The organism is Silanimonas lenta DSM 16282 (genome assembly GCF_000429065.1).
Classification (GTDB): domain Bacteria; phylum Pseudomonadota; class Gammaproteobacteria; order Xanthomonadales; family Xanthomonadaceae; genus Silanimonas; species Silanimonas lenta.
The window spans coordinates 52655-73686 of sequence record NZ_AUBD01000011.1 but is presented as its reverse complement, the minus strand read 5'-3'; the positions used below and the strand labels follow the sequence as shown (position 1 = coordinate 73686).

The window sequence follows — 21032 nt, the reverse complement described above, 5'->3', positions numbered from 1 at the left end:
GAGATTCAGAGGGTGAAGCGGGCCTGCGGGGCGAAGCCGCGCAGGTAGGGAAGATCGGTTTCGAACAGGCTCTCGATGCGCGGGCCGGCGCTTTCGTTGCGCAGGCACACGGCCTCCTGCGCCGGGGTCGTGCCCCGCACCGCCACCAGGCGGCCGCCGGGCTTGAGCCAGGCGAGGAAGCGTTCGGGAATCTCGGCCACCGCGCCGCCCACCAGGATGGCGTCGAAGCGCAGGCCGGTGTCCCAGTCGCGGGCATCGGCCTGCGAGAGGCGGACATTGACGGCGTTCAGCGCCTCGAGGCGGCGCAGCGCCTCGGCGACGAAGTCGGCATGCAGCTCGATGGCGGTGACCGAACGCGCCAGGCGGGCGAGGCAGGCGGTGAGAAAGCCGCTGCCGGCGCCGATTTCCAGCACCTCGTCGGTGGGTGCAAGATCGAGGGCCTGCAGCAGCCGGCCCTCCAGCACCGGCTTCAGCATCACCTCGTCGTGCCCGAGCGGCAGGCAGAGGTCGGCGAAGGCGAGCTTGCGGTGGCGCACCGGCACGAAGTCCTCGCGGCGTACCTCGGAGAGCACGTCGAGCACGCGGCGGTCCAGCACCTCCCAGGGGCGGACCTGTTGTTCGACCATCGCGTGGCGGGCCTGGTTGAAATCGATCGGCATGGCGGGCTTACCGGGAAAGAGGGCCGCATAGTGTATCGGCGCGGCCTGAAGGACGCTGGCAGGGTGCCGCAGGCGGGCGTGGGGCGGCAGTGACGAAGGTCACCGGGACGGAGGTCATGGCCGCTCCGGGGCGAAGGCCTTCAGGAACAGGGCCACGCAGCGCTCGACGTGGGCGCGGCGGCCGGCCTCGTCGGGCGGCGGCTGCAGGCCGATCAGGCAGCGGAAGTGCGCCAGCCCCTTCAGCAGCACGAAGAACTGCGCGGCGGCGGTCTTCGGGTCGTCGAGGGCGAGCTGGCCGCGGCGCTGGGCCTCGCGCAGGAAGCATTCCATCTCCTCCAGCGCCCGCTTCGGCCCGGCCTGGTAGTAGAGCTCGGCGAGCCGCGTGGACTGCCCGGCCTGCGCCGCCATCATCCGCATCAGCTTGACCGCCTCGTCGCTGAACACGAGGTCGACGAAGGCCGTGCCGATCTGCCGCAGGGCCTCGTCGATCGGCAGGTCGGCCGGGCGCTCGAACAGGCCATGCGGCAGCTGGCATTCGCAGCGCGCCTCCACGGCGGCGGTGAACAGCCCCTCCTTGTCGCCGAAGTGGCTGTAGATCGTCAGCTTGGAGACCCCGGCGGCCTGGGCGATGGCCTCGAGGCTCACTGCCTCGAAACCGTGCTCGCAGAACAGCTGGCCGGCGGCCTCGACGAGGGCGGCGCGCTTCTCGGGGTCCTTGGGGCGGCCGGGGCTGGCGGCGCGGGGGCTGCTCATCACGCAAAGTTTATTGAACTGCCAAGTTCACTAACTATACCATACCGGCCGGTTCACGAATTGTGGTCTTCCCATGCCCGCCCCCCCGTCCCGTCTCGCCGGCCTGCGCCTGGCCCTGGCTGCCCTGGCGCTCCCGTTCCTCCTCGTCGCCTGCGGCGCTGGTGAGGAGGCCGGCCCGCCGCCGCGGCCGGTGCTGGTGCAGCAGCCCGAGCCGGCCACCGATGCCGTGCAGGCCTTCGCCGGCGAGATCCGCGCCCGCCACGAAACCCCGCTGTCCTTCCGGGTCGGCGGCAAGGTGGCGCGGCGCCTGGTCGAGGTGGGCGACCGCGTGGCCGAGGGGCAGGTGCTGGCCGAACTGGATGCCGAAGACCTGCGCCTGAACCGCGAGGCCGCCCAGGCCCAGCTCGCCGCCGCCGAGGCCGATGCCCGGCTGGCCGCCGCGGAGTTCGAGCGGGTGAAGGTGCTGTTCGAGCGCCAGCTGGTGAGCCGCTCGCTGTTCGATGCCCGCCGGAGCGCGCTCGATGCGGCCAATTCACGGGTCGCCCAGGCCCGCGCCCAGCTCGACGTGGCCGGCAACCAGGCGGCCTACGGCCAGCTGCGTGCCCCGGCGGCCGGCGTGATCGCCACCCGCAGCGTCGAGGCCGGGCAGGTGGTGGCCGCCGGCCAGACCGTGTTCGGCCTCGCCGAGGACGGCGAGCGCGAGGTGGCCATCGCCCTGCCGGAGGCCGCGGTGGGCCGCTTCGAGGTGGGGCAGGCGGTGGCGGTGGAGCTCTGGGCGGCGCCGGGCCGGCGGGTGCCGGGCCGGATCCGCGAGATCGCCCCGGCGGCCGATCCGGCCGCCCGTACCTATGCCGCCCGCGTCACCCTGGAACTGCCCGCGGACGTGCGCGTGGAGCTGGGGCAGAGCGCCCGCGTCTATGCCGCCAATGCCGCGGCCGCCGCGCTCGGCGTGCCGCTCTCGGCGCTCACCGAGGCGGACGGCAGCCCGGTGGTCTTCGTGGTGCGCGAAGGCGGGGTGCTGCGCCGGGTGCCGGTGCGTACCGGGCCCTTCGGCGAGACCCAGGTGCCGGTGCTCTCTGGCCTGCAGCCTGGGGACTGGGTGGTGGTGAGCGGCGTGCACCTGCTCGAGGACGGTCAGCGCGTGCGCCCCGTCGACCGCGACAACCGCCCGGTCGAGCCGGGGCGGGCGCCGGGGGCGGAGGCCGACGAGGCCGCCGCCGCGCTCGAGGCCGGGGCTGCCCGGGTCAATGCCGCGCTCGCCGGGTAAGCGCGCATGGCCTCCGCCTTCAATCTCTCGGCTTGGGCGCTGAAGAACCGCGCCCTCGTGCTCTATGCCATGGTGGTGCTGGCCATCGCCGGCCTCTTCAGCTACCAGCGCCTCGGGCAGTCGGAAGACCCGCCCTTCACCTTCAAGGTCATGGTGGTGCGCACCCTCTGGCCTGGTGCCACTGCCGAGGAGGTCGCCAGCCAGCTCACCGACCGCATCGAGAAGAAGCTGATGGAGACCGGGCAGTACGAGTTCATCCGCTCGTACTCGCGCGCCGGTGAGTCGCTGGTGATGTTCATGGCCAAGGACTCGATGGTGTCGAAGGAGCTGCCGCAGCTCTGGTACACCGCGCGCAAGAAGATCGGCGACATCCGCCACACCCTGCCGCCGGGCGTCGTCGGCCCCTTCTTCAACGACGAGTTCGGCGACACCTTCGGCAACATCTACGCCCTGCAGGCCGAGGGCCTCGACTACGCCACGCTCAAGGACTATGCCGAGCGCATCGAGCTCGAGCTGCACCGGGTGCCCGACGTGGCCAAGGTGGAGCTGATCGGCCTGCAGGACGAGAAGATCTGGATCGAGCTGTCCAACACCAAGCTCGCCACGCTCGGCGTGCCGCTGGATGCGGTGCAGCGCGCCATCGACGAGCAGAACGCGGTGGTGGGCGCCAGCTTCTTCGAGACCGCGAGCGACCGGGTGCAGCTGCGCGTCTCCGGTGCCTTCGATTCCGTGGAGGCGGTGCGCCAGTTCCCGATCCGGGTGGGTGACCGCACCTTCCGCCTGCGCGACGTGGCCGAGGTCAAGCGCGGCTTCATCGATCCTGCGGCGCCGCGCATGCGCTTCATGGGCAAGGACGCCATCGGCATCGGCGTCTCGATGCGCGAGGGCGGCGACATCATCCAGCTCGGCAAGCGCCTCTCGGCCGAGTTCGAGCGCATCCAGGGCACCCTGCCGGCCGGTATGACGCTCTCCAAGGTGAACGACCAGCCGGCGGCGGTGCGGCGCTCGGTGGGCGAGTTCGTGAAGGTGCTGGCCGAGGCGGTGGCCATCGTGCTCCTGGTGAGCTTCCTCAGCCTCGGCCTGCGCTCCGGCCTGGTGGTGGCGCTGTCGATCCCGCTGGTGCTGGCCATGACCTTCACCGCCATGCACTTCCTCGGCATCGGCCTGCACAAGATCTCGCTCGGCGCCCTGATCCTCGCCCTCGGCCTCTTGGTGGACGATGCCATCATCGCCATCGAGATGATGCAGGTGAAGATGGAGCAGGGCTTCGATCGGCTCCGCGCCGCGGCCTTCGCCTGGGAGAGCACGGCCTTCCCGATGCTCACCGGCACCCTGATCACCGCTGCCGGCTTCCTGCCGATCGCCACCGCCGCCTCCAGTACCGGCGAGTACACCCGCTCGATCTTCCAGGTGGTGGTGCTGGCCCTGCTGCTGTCGTGGATCGCCGCGGTGGTGTTCGTTCCCTACCTCGGCGACAAGCTGCTGCCGAGCCGCGAGGCCCTGCTGGCGAAGCATGGCGGCGGCAACCCCTACGACACGCCCTTCTATGCCCGCTTCCGCGCCCTCGTGGCCTGGTGCGTGCGCCACCGCAAGACGGTGATCGCGGCCACCCTCGCGGTCTTCCTCGTCTCGCTGGCGCTGTTCCGCTTCGTGCCGCAGCAGTTCTTCCCCGCCTCCACCCGGCTCGAGCTGATGGTCGATCTCGAGCTCGCCGAGGGCGCCTCGCTCAAGGCCACCGAGGCCGCGGCCCGCCGGCTGGAGCAGCGGCTCGTCGGGCAGGAGGGCATCGAGAACTTCGTGGCCTACATCGGCTCTGGCTCGCCGCGCTTCTACCTGCCGCTGGACCAGAAGCTGCCGCAGGCGAACTTCGCCCAGTTCGTCATCACCACGACCGATCTCGATTCCCGCGAGCGGCTGAAGGCCTGGCTGGCCGAGCTTCTCGAGCACGAGTTCCCGGAGCTGCAGGGGCGCGTCACCCGGCTCGAGAACGGCCCTCCGGTGGGCTTCCCGGTGCAGTTCCGGGTCTCCGGCGAGCATGTCGACGAGGTGCTCAGGATCGCCCGCGAGGTGCGCGCCAGGGTGGAGGCCAACCCGCATACGCGCAACGTCAACCTCGACTGGGACGAGCCGAGCAAGGTGGTGCGGCTGGAGATCGACCAGGACCGCGCCCGCGCGCTGGGCGTGAGTTCGGCCCAGGTGGCGGCCTTTCTGCGCGGCTCGCTCTCCGGCACCCCGGTGAGCACCTACCGCGAGGGCAACGAGCTGATCGAGATCCTGCTGCGCGGGCCCGAGGAGGAGCGCACCCGGCTCTCGCTGCTGGGCTCGCTGGCGGTGCCCACGGCCAGCGGCAAGAGCGTGCCGCTCTCGCAGGTGGCGCGCATCGACTATGGATTCGAGCCGGGCATCATCTGGCACCGCAACCGCCTGCCGACGGTGACGGTGCGCGCCGACATCGCCGGGCACGTCACTCCGCCTACGGTGACGGCGCAGATCCTGCCCACCCTCGAGGACATCCGCGCGGTCCTGCCGCCGGGCTATCTGCTCGAGACCGGCGGCACGGTGGAGGACTCGGCGCGCGGCTCGAAGTCGGTGGCCGCCGGCATGCCGCTGTTCCTGTTCGCCGTGGTGACCTTGCTGATGCTGCAGCTGCGCAGCTTCTCGCGCACGCTGATGGTGCTGCTCACCGCGCCGCTCGGCCTGATCGGCGTGGTCTGGTTCCTGCTCGTCCCGCAGGTGCCCTTCGGCTTCGTGGCCATGCTCGGCACCATCGCCCTCTCGGGCATGATCATGCGCAACTCGGTGATCCTGGTGGACCAGATCGAGCACGACATCGCCGCCGGGCACACGCCTTTCGAGGCGGTGGTGGAGGCCACGGTGCGGCGCTTCCGCCCCATCGTGCTCACCGCGCTCGCCGCCGTGCTGGCCATGATCCCGCTCTCGCGCTCGGTGTTCTTCGGTCCGATGGCGGTCGCCATCATGGGCGGGCTGATCGTGGCCACGGCGCTCACCCTGCTGTTCCTGCCGGCGCTCTACGCCGCCTGGTTCCGCATCCAGGCTCCGCCGGCCATGCCGCGCTACTGAGCGCAGCCTCGAGGTTCCCGCCGCCGGGTCGCCGGCCGCCCGACTCCCTCCCCTGGAAGACGGCGGCCCGGCGGCGGACCCCGCGCACCGAGGCCTTGCGGGGCTTCCCGGCATGGCATGGCGCCGGCCGGCATTTCGCGGTCTAATGCCGGGCGGAAGCAGGGGTGCCCGCCTGGGCGGGCTGAGAGAGACCCTTCGAACCTGATGCGGGTAACACCGCCGTAGGGAGCCTTCGACGCGCCGGCCGTGCGCTCCTGCCCGCCTCCCATGCCCCATCGGGGCCCCAAGCAGAGCGCACCGAAATGAATGCCGTCGCCCAGGACCTGCTGGACCGTACCCGCCAGCTCTCCGAAGAAGTCACCCGCCCCATCCCCGGTTCGGTGAAGATCCACGTGGAGGGCTCGCGTCCCGACATCCGTGTGCCGATGCGCGAGATCCGCCTTGCCGATACCCCGCGCACCGTAGGCGTGGAGAAGAACGCGCCCTTCGTGGTCTACGACACCTCGGGGCCCTACACCGATCCTGCGGCATCCATCGACCTTGCCCGCGGCCTCCCGCCGCTGCGCGCGCGCTGGATCGGCGAGCGCGGCGACAGCGAGCCCCTGCCGGCCCTGTCCTCGGCCTTCGGCCGCGCCCGCGAGCAGGACCCGAGGCTGGATGCCCTGCGCTTCCCGGGCCGTGCCCTGCCGCGCCGCGCCCGGGCCGGGGCCAATGTCACCCAGATGCACTATGCCCGGCGCGGCATCATCACGCCGGAGATGGAGTTCGTCGCCATCCGCGAGAACCAGCGGCTGGACGCGATCCGCGAGGCCCACCTGCTGCGCCAGCACCCGGGCGAGGGCTTCGGCGCCCGACTGCCGGAGCGCATCACGCCGGAGTTCGTGCGTGAGGAGGTGGCCCGCGGCCGCGCCATCATCCCGGCCAACATCAACCACCCGGAGTTGGAGCCGATGATCATCGGCCGCAACTTCCTGGTGAAGATCAACGCGAACATCGGCAACTCGGCGGTCAGCTCCGGCATTGCCGAGGAAGTGGAGAAGCTGGTGTGGGCGATCCGCTGGGGGGCCGACACGGTGATGGATCTCAGCACCGGCAAGCACATCCACGAGACCCGCGAGTGGATCATCCGCAACAGTCCCGTCCCCATCGGCACGGTGCCGATCTACCAGGCGCTGGAGAAGGTGGATGGCAGGGCCGAGGAACTCACCTGGGAGCTGTTCCGCGACACGCTGATCGAGCAGGCCGAGCAGGGCGTGGACTACTTCACCATCCATGCCGGCGTGCTGCTGCGCTACGTGCCGCTCACCGCCCGGCGCGTCACCGGCATCGTCAGCCGTGGCGGCTCGATCATGGCCAAGTGGTGTCTGGCGCACCACAAGGAGAATTTCCTCTACACCCACTTCGAGGAGATCTGCGAGATCATGAAGGCCTACGACGTGGCCTTCTCGCTCGGCGACGGCCTGCGCCCCGGCTCGATCGCCGATGCCAACGACGCCGCGCAGTTCGGCGAGCTGGAGACGCTTGGCGAGCTCACGAAGATCGCCTGGAAGCACGACGTCCAGACCATGATCGAGGGCCCCGGCCATGTGCCGATGCAGCTGATCAAGGAAAACATGGACAAGCAGCTGCGCGAGTGTGGCGAGGCGCCGTTCTACACCCTGGGGCCGCTCACCACCGACATCGCGCCGGGTTACGACCACATCACCAGCGCCATCGGCGCGGCGATGATCGGCTGGTACGGCACGGCCATGCTCTGCTACGTGACGCCGAAGGAGCACCTCGGCCTGCCGAACCGCGAGGACGTGCGCGAGGGCATCATGGCCTACAAGATCGCCGCGCACGCGGCGGATCTGGCCAAGGGCCACCCGGGCGCGCAGGCGCGCGACAACGCGCTGTCCAAGGCACGTTTCGAGTTCCGCTGGGAAGACCAGTTCCACCTCGGCCTCGACCCCGAGCGTGCCCGCGCCTACCACGACGAGACCCTGCCGAAGGAGGCGCACAAGGTGGCGCATTTCTGCTCCATGTGTGGCCCGCACTTCTGCTCGATGAAGATCACCCAGGACGTGCGCGACTACGCCGCGGAGAAAGGCGTGGCCGCGGAAACCGAGGCCCTGGCGCAGGGCATGGCCGAAAAGGCGGCCGAGTTCCGCGCCCAGGGCGCGCAGGTCTACCGCAAGGACTGAGGCGATGACGGGCGCCGCCGATCCCTTCGGTCTGCGGCGCTTCGTCGAGGCCCAGGCCCCGGTCTGGGACGAAGTGCTCGACGAGCTGCGCGCCGGGCGCAAGCACGGCCACTGGATGTGGTTCGTGTTCCCGCAGCTTCGCGGCCTGGGCGAGAGCGAGGCCTCGCAGCGCTTCGGTCTTTCCGGGCTGGCCGAGGCCCGGGCCTACCTCGCCCATCCGCTGCTCGGCCCGCGCCTGCGGGCGGCCGTGGCCTGCCTGCTGGCGGAAGACCTGCGCGATCCCGAAGCCCTGTTCGGCAAGACCGATGCCCTGAAGCTGCGCTCCTGCCTCACCCTGTTCGCCGCGGCGGCGCCCGGCGAGCCCGCCTTCATGGCCCTGCTGCGCCGAGCCTTTGGCGGCCGCCCGGATGCCCTCACCCTCCTGCGGCTGGCCGACGAGGACGAGGGGATGCCGCCGTCTGGACATCCCTGAACCCCGGGAAACCGCGGGGCGGAACGGCAGCCGGGGCGCTGCATCGGCCGCCCGCCGGCGCGTAGCATCGGAGCATCGCCCCCTATCCTCCAACGAGGCCGGCCATGACGATCCTGCACCGCATCTCCCGCGTCTTCCTGCCCTTTGCCACCGCCCTGCTGCTCGCCGCCTGCGCCACCGGGCCGCGGGTGAGCACCGATGGCAGCGCGGAAGCGGATTTCTCGCGCTACCGCAGCTTCGCCTTCTTCGAGCCGCTGGCGCTGGAGGACTCCGGCTACTCCACCCTGCTCAGCGAGCAGCTGCGCGCCGAGGCGCGCCGGCAGATGGAGGCCCGCGGCTACGTCTACCAGCCCGAGGCGCCCGACCTGCGGGTGAACCTCAATGCCTTCGTCGAGGAGAAGGCCGACATCGTGCGCGTGCCCGAGGTGGACTTTGGCTGGTACTACAGCTATCGGGCCCGTGCTTACGTGGCGGTGCCGATCCACCGCGAGCGCGCCGAGCTGGTGCGCTACCGCGAGGGCACGGTGAACGTGGACCTGGTGGATGCCCGCGAGAAGCGCCTGGTCTGGGAGGGCGTGGCGGTGGGCAGCGCGGCTGGCCGCACCCCGGCCGAGCGCCGCGAGCGTGCGGCCCGCGCCGTGGCCGCGATCTTCGAGGCCTTCCCGTACCGCGCCGGCGCCGCTGCGCCGGCGGCGCGCTGAGGCGATTGCGCATGGTCGCCGTGTCTCCGTCCCGCCTCCTTCCCGCCACGCCCGTCCGGGCGCCGTCGTCGCGGCTCGTGCCGCTGCTTGCCGCCGTGCTGGCACTCGGAGGGCTTGCCGGCTGCGCCGGCACCGCCCCGGTGGTGGCCGAGCAGGCCCCGGGGGCGGAGGTCTTTCGCTACGCCACCTTCGCCTTCTACGAGCCGATGGCCCTGGAGCGCGAGGGCTACGGCACGCTGGCCGGCGAGCGCGCCCGCGCCGTGCTGCGGCGCGAGATGGAGGCCAGGGGCTACCGCCTCGATCCGGAGCGTCCGGCCCTGCGCCTGAACGTGGTGCCGGCTCCCGCCGAGGCGCCGCGGCGCAGCCGCCCCAGCGTCAGTCTCGGCCTCGGCACCGGTTTTGGCAGCGGCCGGGTCTCGGGCGGTGTGGGCGTGGGCATTCCGCTGGGCGGCGGCCCGCGCGATGCCGGGCGCCTGCCGGGTGCGCTGGCGGTGGACGTGGTGGACGTGGCGGCACGCCGGGTGGTCTGGACCGGCAGCGTGGACCTGCCGCGGGTGGGGCGCGGTGCCGAGGGCGAGGCCCTGCAGGCGGCGCTGGAGCGGGTGATGCTGGCCCTGCCGCGGCAGGGCGAGGCGCCGTCTTACTGAGCCTCTCGCGCCCGGCTCAGCCGGTGCCGGCCAGCGCCCAGGGGCCGCGTCCGCTGGTGGCGGTGATGAGGCCGAGCACGCGCTTTGCCTCCTCATCGACCATCGGCCAGGTGAAGCGCCAGCTCCAGTTGTGATCCCCCATGGTGCCCGGGATGTTCATGCGGTGCGCGGTATCGAGGCCGAGCACGTCCTGCAGGGGGAACACCGCGAAGTTCGCCACCGAGTTGGCGCAGGCGCGGATCATCGCCCAGTGGATGTCGTGCCCGCCGGCGGCAAGATAGCTGCCGGCGAAATGGCGTTCGTGCGCCGAGGCGGCGTTCCACCAGCCGCGCACGGTGTCATTGTCGTGGGTACCGGTGTAGGCCACGGTATTGCGCCGGTAGTGGTGCGGCAGGAAGGGGTCGGAGGCATCGCCGCCGAAGGCGAACTGCAGGATGGCCATGCCGGGAAAGCCGCAGCCATCGCGCAGTTCGACCACGTCCGGGGTGATGAGGCCGAGGTCCTCGGCCACGATCGGTAGCGGGCCCAGTGCCTTCTCGATGGCATCGAACAGGGCCTTGCCAGGGCCGGGCACCCAGCGGCCTTCCTCGGCCGTGGGGCAGCTCGCGGGAATCTCGTAATAGCCGGCAAAGCCGCGGAAGTGGTCGATGCGGAACACATCGGCGAGGCCGAGCGCGCGGCGTACGCGGTCGGTCCACCAGGCGAAGCCTTCGGACGCCATCCGCTCCCAACGGTACAGCGGGTTGCCCCAGCGCTGGCCGGTGGGGGCCATGGCATCCGGCGGGCAGCCGGCCACCGCGGTGGGCTGGCCTTGCGAATCGAGCTGGTAGAGATCGGGCCGCGCCCAGCAGTCGGCGCTGTGGTGGGCGATGTAGATCGGCAGGTCGCCCATGATGGCGATGCCGCGCCCGTTGGCGTAGCGTTTGAGCGCCGTGGCCTGCGTATCGAAGCACCACTGCACCCAGGTCCAGTAGCCGATCTCGGCGGCATGCTCGCGGCGGGCCGCGGCCAGTGCGGCGGGCTCGCGGTCGCGCAGCGACGGTGCCCAGGTCCACCAGGGCTGCCCGCCATGCGCGGTTTCCAGCGCCATGAACAGGGCATAGTCCTCGAGCCAGTAGGCCTCGGCCTCGGCCCAGGCGGCGAGGGCGGCACGCTCGCCGGGGTCGTGCTTGGCAAGGAAGCCGGCATAGGCCTCGCGCAGCCGCGCGCTGCGCCAGGCCACCACCCGGCCGAAGTCGACGCGGTGGGCATCGAAGCCGCCTTCGGGCAAACAGGGCGTTGCGAGCCAGCCCTTCGCCACCAGGCCTTCCAGCGCGATCATCAGCGGGCTGCCGGCGAAGGCCGAAACGCTCTGGTAGGGCGAGTTGCCAGGACCGATGGGGTTCACCGGCAGCCATTGCCAGAGCGTCTGCCCGGCGTCCGAGAGCCAGTCGACGAAGCGGAAGGCATCCGGGCCGAAGTCGCCGATGCCGTGCGGGCCGGGCAGGGAGGTGACATGCAGGAGCACGCCGGCGGCGCGCTGGTCGAGATCGAACATCAGGTCGGCTCCGAGGGAGGCGAGTGGCGCCGAAGCACCATGAGGCTGTAGGCGGGGACGGGCACGGGGCCCGTGAACACGGGGGGCGGCAGTGTGTCGGGGCTGCCCGGCAGGGGGAACGTGCCGGAGGTCTCGATCTGCAGTTCCCAGGGCCCACCGGGCAGGTGGAAGTCGAGCGCGTCGGGCTCGGGGTTGAAGAGGATGGCGCCGCGCGGCAGGGCGCGGCCCGCCGGCCGCAGCCGGCAGGCGAAGGCGCGGCCTCCGGTGTCGTGCCAGTCCTCCAGCGTGAGCGGCTGGCCATCGGGGCGCAGCCAGTCGATGGCCGGCTCGTCCTCTCCGGGCTCGGCGGGGAACCAGTCTGGCCAGCGCAGGTAGGGTTCGTCTGCACGCAGGGCGATCAGTGCCCGGATGAGGGCGCTGGCGTCCTCCGGCCCGCCGAGGCCGGACCAGTCGGTCCAGCCCAGCGGGGTGTCCTGGCAGTAGGCGTTGTTGTTGCCCTGCTGGCTGTTGCCCACCTCGTCGCCGGCCCAGAGCATCGGCGTGCCCTGGGCGAGCAGGGTAGTGGCGAGCAGGGCGCGGCGCAGGCGGCGCCGGGTCTCGAGCAGGCCAGGATCGTCGCTTGGGCCTTCCACGCCGAAATTGGCGCAGACCTCGTGGGCATGGCCGTCGCGGTTGTGCTCGCCATTGGCTTCGTTGTGGCGTTCGGCATAGGCCAGCACGTCGGCCAGCGGCCGGCCATCGTGGGCGGCGACGTAGTTCACGCTCGCCGTCGGCCGGCGCCGGCCGTGCTGGAAGCCGTCGCTGGACGCGGTGAAGCGGCGGGCGAACTCGCTGCGCGGCACCGGGGGCGCGGGCGCGCCGGCGATCCTTGCCGCCGCCCCCAGCCAGTAGCCGCGCACGCCGTCGCGGAAGCGGTCGTTCCATTCGGCGAAGCGGCCGGGGAAGCGGCCGAGCTGGTAGCCGCCGGGCCCGGCATCCCAGGGCTCGGCCACCAGATGCACCTGCGCCAGCACCGGGTCCTGGCGCAGGGCGACGAAGAAGGGCGCATCGGGATCGAAGCCGTGGCGGGTGCGGCCGAGCGCGGCGGCGAGGTCGAAGCGGAAGCCGTCCACGCCCATCGTCTCCACCCAGTAGCGCAGCACGTCGAGGGCGAACTGGGTGGTGCGCGGGTGCTCGAGGCGCAGGGTGTTGCCGCAGCCGCTCAGGTTCTCGTAGCGGCTGCGGTCGTCCTCGACGAGGCGGTACCAGCTCGGATTGTCGAGCCCGCGGAAGGACAGGGTCGGGCCGTGCTTGTCGCCCTCCGCGCTGTGGTTCAGCACCACATCGAGCAGCACCTCGAAGCCCTCCTGCTGCAGGCGGGCCACCATGCGGCGGAACTCGCCGATGGCGTCGTCAGGATCGGCGCAGAGGCGCCGCGCCGGGCAGAAGAAGGCGAGCGGGTTGTAACCCCAGAGGTTTTTCAGGCCGCGTGCGGCGAGCGGCGCTTCGTCCAGCCACTCCATCACCGGCAGCAGCGAGAGGGTGGTGATGCCGAGCGCCTTCAGGCGCGCGATGGCCGCCGGATGCGCGAGGCCGGCGAAGGTGCCGCGCAGGGCCTCGGGAATGCCCGGCAGGCGCATGGTGAAGCCACGCACGCCGAGTTCGTAGAGCACGCTCTCGCGCAGTGGCCGCCGGGGCTGCCGGGCCGGGCGCAGCACGAGGCCATCGGCGAGCGGCGCCGGGGGTTCCGGCACGCGGGCCTTGAGGGCGAAGGCGGCGTTGTCGCGCGGGTCGGGGCGGCGGCCCTGCGGGTGGCTCGCCGCCCAGCCCAGATGCTCTGGCCGCCATGAGAAGTGGCCCACCAGGGCCCGGGCATAGGGATCGAGCAGCAGCTTGGCCGGGTTGAAGCGCAGGCCGGCCTCGGGGCGGTAGGGGCCGTGGGCGCGCAGGCCGTAGACCAGGCCCGGGCCGGCACCTTCCAGCCGCCCATGGAACACGCCGTCCTCGCCCGGATGCAGGGCGAGGCGGGTGTGCTCGTGGAGGCCGTCCTCGTCGAACAGGCAGAGCTCGATGGCCTCGGCATGCTGCGAGTGCACGGCGACATCCACGCCGCCGGCCCGCGGCCAGGCGCCGAGCGGCGCCTGGGGCCCGGGCCGGAGCGGATGGGGGCTGGCCGTTGCCGCTTTCATGCCGGGCGCAGCACCAGGGTGGCGAGCGGCGGCAGGTCGAGCCGCAGCGCCCCGTCCTCGGGATCGAGCCGGCCGGGGTTGCCAACGCCGCTGCCGCCATAGAGGGGCGCATCGGTGTTCAGCACCTCCTGCCAGGGGCCGTGGGCATCGGCCGGGAGCGGCAGGCGGTAGCCATGGCGCGGCACCGGCGTGAAATTGCAGGCCACGATCGCGCGATCGCCCCGGCCATCGCGGCGCAGCCAGGCGAACACACTGTGCTCGCGGTCGTCGGCGACGAGCCATTCAAAGCCTGCGGCGTCCGAATCCAGCCGGTGCAGGGCCGGGCTGGCGCGGTACAGGGCATTGAGGTCGCGCACCAGCGCCTGCAGGCCGGCATGGCGCGGGTCTTCGAGCAGTGCCCAGGGCAGGGCCGCATCGTGCCGCCATTCGCCGGGCTGGCCGAACTCCTGGCCCATGAACAGCAGCTTCTTGCCCGGGTGGCCCCACTGGAAACCGTAGTAGGCGCGCAGGGTGGCGAAGCGCTGCCAGTCGTCGCCGGGGCACTTGCCGAGCAGCGAGCCCTTGCCGTGCACCACCTCGTCGTGCGAGAGCGGCAGCACGAAGTGCTCGCTGAAGGCGTACACCAGGCCGAAGCTCATGAGGTCGTGGTGCCAGCGCCGGTGCACGGGATCCTCGCGCAGGTAGCGCAGCGTGTCGTTCATCCAGCCCATGTTCCACTTGAAGTGGAAGCCAAGGCCGCCGGCATGCACTGGCGCCGAGACGAGGGGGAAACTCGTCGATTCCTCGGCCAGGGTGATGGCGCCCGGGCATTCGCGGCCGATCACCGTGTTGATGTGGCGCAGGAGCGCGATGGCCTCGAGGTTCTCGCGGCCGCCCTGCGCGTTCGGGAGCCATTCGCCCTCGCCGCGCGAGTAGTCGCGGTAGAGCATCGAGGCCACGGCATCGACGCGCAGGCCATCCACGCCCCAGTGCTCCAGCCAGTGCAGGGCGCTGCCGGTGAGGAAGCAGCGCACCTCGTTGCGTCCGAAGTTGGGGATCAGCGTGCCCCAGTCGCGGTGCTCGCCCTCGCGCGGATCGGCGTACTCGTAGAGCGCGGTGCCGTCGAAGCGGCCGAGGCCGTGGGCATCGCGCGGGAAATGCGCCGGCACCCAGTCGAGGATCAGGCCCAGCCCGGCGGCATGGCAGGCGGCGACGAAGCGGCCAAAGCCTTCCGGTTCGCCGAAGCGGGCCGTGGGCGCGAACTGGCCCAGGGTCTGGTAGCCCCAGCTGCCGTCGAAGGGATGCTCGGTGATGGGTAGGAGCTCGAGGTGGGTGAAGCCCAGCGAGGCGGCATAGGCCGGCAGCACCGCGGCCAGCGCGTCCCAGTGTGGAAAACCGCTGCGGGCCGTGTGTTCGGCGCAGTGCGGGCGCTCGGCCGTGGCGGCAGCGAGGTCGGGGTGGCCCCAGGAGCCGAGGTGCACCTCGTAGACGCTGATCGGTGCCGCGGCATGGTTGTGCCCGGCACGGCCGGCGGGCAGTGGCGTGTCCGCGCGCGGAGAGGCCACGCGACTGGCATTGCCCGGCCGCAGCTCGCTGGCGAAGGCATAGGGATCGGCCTTGGCCGGCAGCAGGCTGCCATTGGCATCCAGCAGCTCGTACTTGTACAGATCGCCCGGCGCCGCATGGGGCACGAACAGCTCCCAGACCCCGGCGGCATGGCGCAGGCGCATCGGGTGGCGGCGGCCGTCCCAGGCGTTGAAATCGCCGATCACCGATACCCGGCGGGCATTCGGTGCCCAGACGGCGAAGCGGACGCCGGCCACGCCGGCCACCGTCATGGCATGGGCGCCGAGGAAGCGCTGCGGCCGGGTGTGGTGGCCCTCGTGGAAGGCGCGCAGCTCGTCCTCGTCGAGCAGGGGCGGGAAGGCATAGGCATCGGCGTATACGCCTTCGCCACCCCCGGCCCAGCGCACCCGCAGCCGGTAGTCGAAGCGTTGGCGCCGGCGCGGGATGCGGGCCTCGAACAGCGGCGTGGGCACGGGGCCGCCGTCCGTCTCGAGCCGTCGCGGCGCCAGCGTGGCGAGAGGCCGGCCGCTCGCAGCCTCCAGCACCTCCACCGCCTCCGCGCCGGGCAGCAGGGCGCGCAGCCATAGCGCGCCCTCCGGACCGGCATGCAGGCCGAGCACGGCGAAGGGATCGGCGTGGCGCGCCGCGAGCAGGGCCGCGACGGAGGCCGGATCAAGCATTCCGCTGCGGATCCGCCCGGGGCGGCATGGCCGGCGGCGGCGACCAGATGTGCGCGGCGTACTCGGCTACGGTGCGGTCGGCGGAGAAGAAGCCCATGCCGGCGAGGTTGCGCAGCACCGCCGCGTTCCAGGCCACGGGGTCGCGGTAGAGGGCATCCACCCGCGACTGGGTGGCCACGTAGTCGGCGAAGTCGGCGAGCAGCAGGTAGGGGTCGCGGTTCAGCAGGCCATCGACGAGGGCGCGGTAGCGGCCCGGTTCGCCGGGGCTGAAGGCGCCGTTGCCGATGGCCTCCAGCACGGTCATGAGGGCCGGCTGCTGCGCGGCCACCCAGCGCGGGTCGTAGCCCGTGGCCTTGAGCGTGGCCACCGCGTCGGCGCGCAGACCGAAGACGAACACGTCCGCCTCGCCGATGTGCTGCGCCATCTCGATGGTGGCGCCGTCCCAGGTGCCGATGGTCAGCGCTCCGTTCATGGCGAACTTCATGTTGCCGGTGCCGCTCGCCTCGGTGCCGGCGGTGCTGATCTGCTCGGAGAGGTCTGCCGCCGGGATGATGGCTTCGGCCAGCGAGACGCCGTAGTTCGGCAGGAAGACGAGCTTGAGCCGCCCTTCGAGGCGCGGATCGGCGTTGATGACACGGCCGATGTCATGGGCGAGGCGGACGATCTGCTTCGCCGCCGCGTAGGCGCTGGCGGCCTTGCCGGCGAGGATCACCGTGCGTGGCGTCCAGCCCCGGCCCTCCGGCCCTTCCGGGTTCGCCAGCATGGCCTGATAGCGGTGCACCACGTGCAGCAGGTTCAGCAGCTGGCGCTTGTACTCGTGGATGCGCTTGATCTGCACGTCGAACAGGCTGTCGGTATCGACGGCGATGCCGAGTTCGCGCTGGATGCGGGCGGCGAGCGCCTGCTTGCTGGCGCGCTTCACCGACGCAAGGCGCTGGCCGAGCGCGGGATCACCGGCTTTGCCGCGCAGTGCCGAGAGGGCGGAAAGATCGCGGCGCCATTCGTCTCCAATCGCCGAATCGAGCAGGGCCGAGAGCCCCGGATTGCACTGCTGGAGCCAGCGCCGCGGGGTGACGCCATTGGTGACATTGGTGAAGCGCCCGGGGAAGAGCCGGGCGTAGTCGGCGAAGATCGTCTCGACCATCAGCTGCGAGTGCAGTTTCGCCACGCCGTTCACCCGCTGCGAGGCGACGACGGCGAGCGCGGCCATGCGCACCCGCCGGCCATGCTCCTCGTCGATGATCGAGACGCGCCGCACCAGGGCCTCGTCGCCGGGAACGCGCTCGCGCACCTCGGAGAGGAAGGCATGGTTGATCCGGTAGATGATCTCGAGGTGGCGCGGCAGCAGGCGCTCGAACATCCACACCGGCCAGGTTTCCAGCGCCTCCGGCATCAGGGTGTGGTTGGTGTAGGCCACGGCCTGGCGGGTGATCGCCCAGGCCTCGTCCCAGCCGAGGCCGTGTTCGTCGAGCAGCAGCCGCATCAGCTCGGCCGGAGCCAGCGCCGGATGGGTGTCGTTGAGGTGGATGGCATTGGCGCGGCCCAGCTCGGAAAGCGGCCGGCCCTCGGCGAGATGGCGGGCCACCAGGTCCTGCAGCGAGGCGCTGACCAGGAAGGCTTCCTGCTTCAGCCGCAGCAGGCGGCCTTCCTCGGTGCTGTCGTCGGGGTAGAGCACCCAGTTCAGAGTGTCGGCGGCGAGCTGGGCGGCGCCGGCGGCGGCGTGCTCGCCCCGGCAGAAGGCCGCGAAGTCGATCGGCTGCTCGGCGCGTGCTTCCCACTGGCGCAGGGTGGCCACATGGCCATGGCCATGCGCCGGGACGATGAAGTCGAAGGCGCGGGCGCGCAGGCGTTCGGCCGGCAGCCAGCGTCGGGTGCCGTCGGCCTCGGCCTCGACCCGGCCGCCGAAGCCCACCACGAAGCCGATCCCAGGCCGTTCCACGTCCCAGGGCGTGCCTTCGCGCTGCCAGTCGTCGGGGCGCTCTACCTGCATGCCGTCCTGCAGGCCCTGGGCGAACATGCCGTAGCGGTAGCGCAGGCCGTAGCCGAAGGTCGGCAGGCCGAGCTCGGCGAAGCTGTCGAGGAAGCAGGCGGCGAGGCGGCCCAGCCCGCCATTGCCGAGGGCGGCATCCGGCTCGGCCTCGAGCACGTCGGCCAGCGAAACGCCGTGACGCGCGAGTTCCTCCTTTAGCGCCGGCTCCAGGCGCAGCGCGGCGATCGCATTGCGCAGGGCACGACCCATCAGGAACTCCATCGACAGGTAGTGCACGCGGCGCTGTCCGGCTCCGCGCTTTGCATCCTTCGCCTGGGTGGTGGCCCAGCGCTCGGCGAGCAGGCCGCGGCAGGCTTCGGCCGCGGCCTGCAGCACGGCGCGGGCGGGCGGCTGCCGGCCCTCGGCGGTGTGCACGGCCAGTGCACGGCGGAACAGGGCCACGAGGGCGTCGGTGGCCGGTGCGCTGGCCGGGGCGGAAGCAGGGGCAGTGTCCATCCGCGGGAGCTTAGTGCCGCCTCCCTGGGCGGGCGCAGGCTGAAAACGTATTCATCCCCCGAGGTGGCCCGAGGGCGCCGATCAACGCACGAAGACCAGCGCCGAACGGCCCGGCACCACGAACTGCCCGGCCTGCGGCACCGGGGCCTCGACGAGGCCATCGAGGTCTGGGTGCAGGCGCCAGCCTTCGCCGAGGGACGGCAGGGCGAGGCGGCGCTCCTTCGGCGCGGTGTTCAGCAGGTAGAGCAGCTCGCGGCCGTGGGCCGGATGCGCGGCCGGCAGGGCATGGCCGTCGAGCTGGCCCACCACCAGGCCGGGCAGGCTCTCCGGCCCGGTGTTGTGGAAGCGCAGCGCGGCCTGCACCTCGCTGGCGCGTTCCAGGCGCAGCAGGGGTTCTGCGCGGCGGATGCGCAGCAGGGCGAGGGTGCCTTCCACGGCGTGGTGGATCGCCTCCGGGCCGGGGGCGATGGTCTCGGCGCGGGCCAGCACCGGGGCCATCCAGGGCCAGCTGTCCTCGTTGTCCCAGGCCGGCGGCAGGCCGATGCCGAAGTGGTTGGTGGAATACGACCAGTCGATGCGGTTGAAGGCATCGCCGGAGTCGTAGCTGTTGCGGTCCAGCGACTTGCTGCGCATCAGCTCCTGCCCGGCATGCAGGTAGGCGATGCCTTGCGAGAGCAACACCAGTGCATTGCCGAGCACCTGCACCTTCGCCCGCTCCATCGGCGTCGTCTCCAGCGGCAGGCGCAGGGCGTTGCTGTCGAACAGGGTGAGGTTGTCGTGGTTCTCGGTGTAGTTCACCACCTCGCCCGGCTCGGCCACATAGCCGGCGGGCTGGTCGCCGTAGGCGAAGGCGGAGAGCGGCCGTGTTTCGCCATCCGCGCCTTGCATCGCGTACTCGCGCAGGCTGCCGGCCAGCCCGATGCGGATGCGGTCGTCGAGGGCGCGCAGCGCCGCTTCGCTGGCGGCCGCGGGCTGTGCCTGGTGGGCGGCGTTCGGGGTGAAGTGCAGGCCGGAGAGCCAGCCCTGCTGCAGGAGTCCCTCGCCCCGGTCGCCGGCGCCGCCGCCGCGGGCGGCATCGCGCATGCGGTCGCTGAAGGTGCCGATGCCGCTGCCCGGAAGCGAGCGCTGCGAGGCCTGCACGAAGCGCGCGCCATCGGCCACCTCGCCGAAGTCCCAGCCCTCGCCGATGAGGCGGATGCGGCGGCCGGCGGCGGCGTCCACCGCCTGCTGCAGGGCCAGCATCGCCGCCTTCGGCTGGTGGCCCATGAGGTCGAAGCGGAAGCCGTCGATGCGGTAGTCGCGGGCCCAGACCACCGCCGAGTCGATCATCAGCCGCGCCATCATCCGCGCTTCGGTGGCGGTATTGGGGCAGCAGGTGGAAGTGGTGATGGCCCCTTCGGCATCGAGGCGGTGGTAGTAGCCGGGCACGATGCGGTCGAGCACCGACTGCGTGTCCTGGCCGCCGGCCATGGTGTGGTTGTAGACCACGTCGAGGCCCACGCGCAGGCCGGCCGCGTGCAGGGCCTGCACCATGGCGCGGAATTCGCGCACCCGGCCGGCGGCATCGTCCGGATCCGTGGCGTAGCTGCCTTCCGGTACGGTGTAGTGCCAGGGGTCATAGCCCCAGTTGAAGCAGTCGCGCCCACGCACCTCCCCCACCACCGCCTGCACCGTCGGCGAGTCGGGCGCGGCATCGGGCGGCAGCGCGGGTTCGAGGCAGCCCTGCTCCGGCACCGAGGCGAGGTCGTAGACCGGCAGCAGGTGCACGTCGGTCAGGCCGGCCGCCGCCAGCCGTTTCAGATGCCGCATGCCGAGGCTGTCGGCATGGGTGAAGGCGAGGTAGCGGCCGCGGTGTTCTGCCGGCACGCTGGCATCGTCGCGGGAGAAATCGCGTACGTGCAGTTCGTAGATCACGAGGTCGGTGTTCGCCTGCACGGTGTCGGGTACGGGCGTGCTGCCCCAGCCCGCGGGCCGGGTCTCGGGATGCGCGAGATCCAGCACCACGGCGGCACGGGAGTCGGCCACGAGGCCGAGGGCATAGGGGTCGGTCACGCGGTTGCGCACCCGCCCGAGCCCCGGCACCCAGACCTCGACGAGGAAGGCGTAGCGCCGGCCATGCAGGCTGCCGGGCTGCCCGATCTGCCAAAGGCCGCTGCGTGCCGTTTTCGTCATTGGCAGCACCTGCACGCCAGCCTGCTCCAGCGTGCCCCCGGCATCGAACAGGCAGAGCCGCACCGCGGCGGCAGTGGGCGCCCAGAGGGCGAACCGGGTGTGCCCGTCGGCCAGCGTTGCCCCCAGTGGCGTGGCGTTGGTATGAGGAGCGAAGACCGCGTCGAGCGCCCCGGCGAGCTGCACCCCGGTGGCCGCCAGTACCCGGCCATCGGCATCGAGGGCGGCCACCAGCGGGGGCGCCTCCCAGTCTGAGGCCTCCAGCGGGCGATCGAGCCGGAACACCCGGCCCGGCACATGGCTGAAGCGTGCGTCCACTTCGTCGGGCGCGTCCACCGCGCCCAGCCGGCGCAGCCCATCCCCGTCCGCGAGGCGGGTGCCAGGCGCCAGACTCCGGCCGCCCGCCGGGGCCACCAGGACGAGTCGCGCGGCCTCCTCCGGCGCCTGCCAGCGCAGCCGTTCTCCATCCAGCCAGACCGCCTGCTGCGCCGCGGGCAGGCCATCCGGCCAGGCCTCCAGCAGGGTGGCGCCACCGGGCACCCGGCATTCGGCGGCGAGTGGCCCGTCGAGCGCCGTGGCCGGTGGCAGGGCAAGGGCCGCGAGCAGGGCGGCGAGGAAGCGCGCGGCACGCAGCCGCCGGTGGGCGAGGGGGGTGTCCATCGCCGCATCCTAGGCCGGGGCGCTG

The 21032-nt window shown here is 72.0% G+C and carries 13 protein-coding genes and 1 riboswitch; of the genes, 6 read left to right on the top strand and 7 right to left on the bottom strand.

Features of this window, described 5'->3' with window-relative positions:
• Positions 1–5 precede the first annotated feature (5 nt).
• The gene (locus tag G408_RS0107110; RefSeq protein ID WP_028770529.1) at positions 6–659 is read right to left on the bottom strand and encodes a protein-L-isoaspartate O-methyltransferase family protein; all 654 of its coding nucleotides are present in this window, start codon (positions 657–659) and stop codon (positions 6–8) included.
• Positions 660–773: 114 nt separating this feature from the next.
• Positions 774–1412, bottom strand: a complete 639-nt coding sequence (locus tag G408_RS0107105; RefSeq protein WP_028770528.1) for a TetR/AcrR family transcriptional regulator — start codon at positions 1410–1412, stop codon at positions 774–776.
• A 73-nt stretch (positions 1413–1485) separates the two neighbouring features.
• Between G408_RS0107105 and G408_RS13640 the strand changes: the two genes are divergently transcribed.
• The 6 genes from G408_RS13640 to G408_RS14775 all read left to right on the top strand — a co-directional run bounded on the left by G408_RS13640 (position 1486) and on the right by G408_RS14775 (position 9763).
• The gene (locus tag G408_RS13640; RefSeq protein WP_084628118.1) at positions 1486–2679 is read left to right on the top strand and encodes an efflux RND transporter periplasmic adaptor subunit; all 1194 of its coding nucleotides are present in this window, start codon (positions 1486–1488) and stop codon (positions 2677–2679) included.
• 6 nt (positions 2680–2685) lie between these two features.
• Positions 2686–5760 (top strand): efflux RND transporter permease subunit, encoded by a 3075-nt coding sequence (locus G408_RS0107095; RefSeq protein WP_028770527.1) that lies wholly within the window; start codon positions 2686–2688, stop codon positions 5758–5760.
• A gap of 150 nt (positions 5761–5910) precedes the next feature.
• Positions 5911–6005: riboswitch (TPP riboswitch) on the top strand.
• Between the two features lie 57 nt (positions 6006–6062).
• A complete protein-coding gene (thiC, locus tag G408_RS0107090; protein WP_028770526.1) occupies positions 6063–7943 on the top strand; it encodes a phosphomethylpyrimidine synthase ThiC in 1881 nt (626 codons plus the stop codon).
• Positions 7944–7947: 4 nt separating this feature from the next.
• A complete protein-coding gene (locus G408_RS13635; RefSeq protein WP_051282728.1) occupies positions 7948–8415 on the top strand; it encodes a DUF1810 domain-containing protein in 468 nt (155 codons plus the stop codon).
• Between the two features lie 104 nt (positions 8416–8519).
• On the top strand, positions 8520–9116 hold the full coding sequence (locus G408_RS0107080; RefSeq protein WP_051282726.1) for a DUF4136 domain-containing protein: 597 nt from the start codon (positions 8520–8522) through the stop codon (positions 9114–9116).
• Between the two features lie 20 nt (positions 9117–9136).
• Positions 9137–9763 (top strand): DUF4136 domain-containing protein, encoded by a 627-nt coding sequence (locus G408_RS14775; protein WP_169719213.1) that lies wholly within the window; start codon positions 9137–9139, stop codon positions 9761–9763.
• Positions 9764–9779: 16 nt separating this feature from the next.
• On the opposite strand, the gene malQ is transcribed toward G408_RS14775, so the two are convergent.
• The 5 genes from malQ to G408_RS0107050 all read right to left on the bottom strand — a co-directional run bounded on the left by malQ (position 9780) and on the right by G408_RS0107050 (position 21007).
• Positions 9780–11300, bottom strand: a complete 1521-nt coding sequence (malQ, locus tag G408_RS13625) for a 4-alpha-glucanotransferase (RefSeq protein ID WP_037412669.1) — start codon at positions 11298–11300, stop codon at positions 9780–9782.
• On the bottom strand, positions 11300–13468 hold the full coding sequence (glgX, locus tag G408_RS0107065; RefSeq protein ID WP_028770523.1) for a glycogen debranching protein GlgX: 2169 nt from the start codon (positions 13466–13468) through the stop codon (positions 11300–11302). Before glgX ends, malQ begins: the two co-directional genes overlap by 1 nt.
• Positions 13465–15693: a 1,4-alpha-glucan branching protein GlgB gene (glgB, locus tag G408_RS0107060; protein ID WP_028770522.1), complete on the bottom strand. Its 2229-nt coding sequence runs from the start codon at positions 15691–15693 to the stop codon at positions 13465–13467. Before glgB ends, glgX begins: the two co-directional genes overlap by 4 nt.
• A complete protein-coding gene (locus G408_RS13620; protein WP_051282724.1) occupies positions 15686–18178 on the bottom strand; it encodes a glycogen/starch/alpha-glucan phosphorylase in 2493 nt (830 codons plus the stop codon). The genes glgB and G408_RS13620 overlap by 8 nt, the downstream gene beginning before the upstream one ends.
• Before the next feature lie 81 nt (positions 18179–18259).
• Positions 18260–21007 (bottom strand): alpha-1,6-glucosidase domain-containing protein, encoded by a 2748-nt coding sequence (locus G408_RS0107050; RefSeq protein WP_051282723.1) that lies wholly within the window; start codon positions 21005–21007, stop codon positions 18260–18262.
• Positions 21008–21032: the final 25 nt, after the last annotated feature.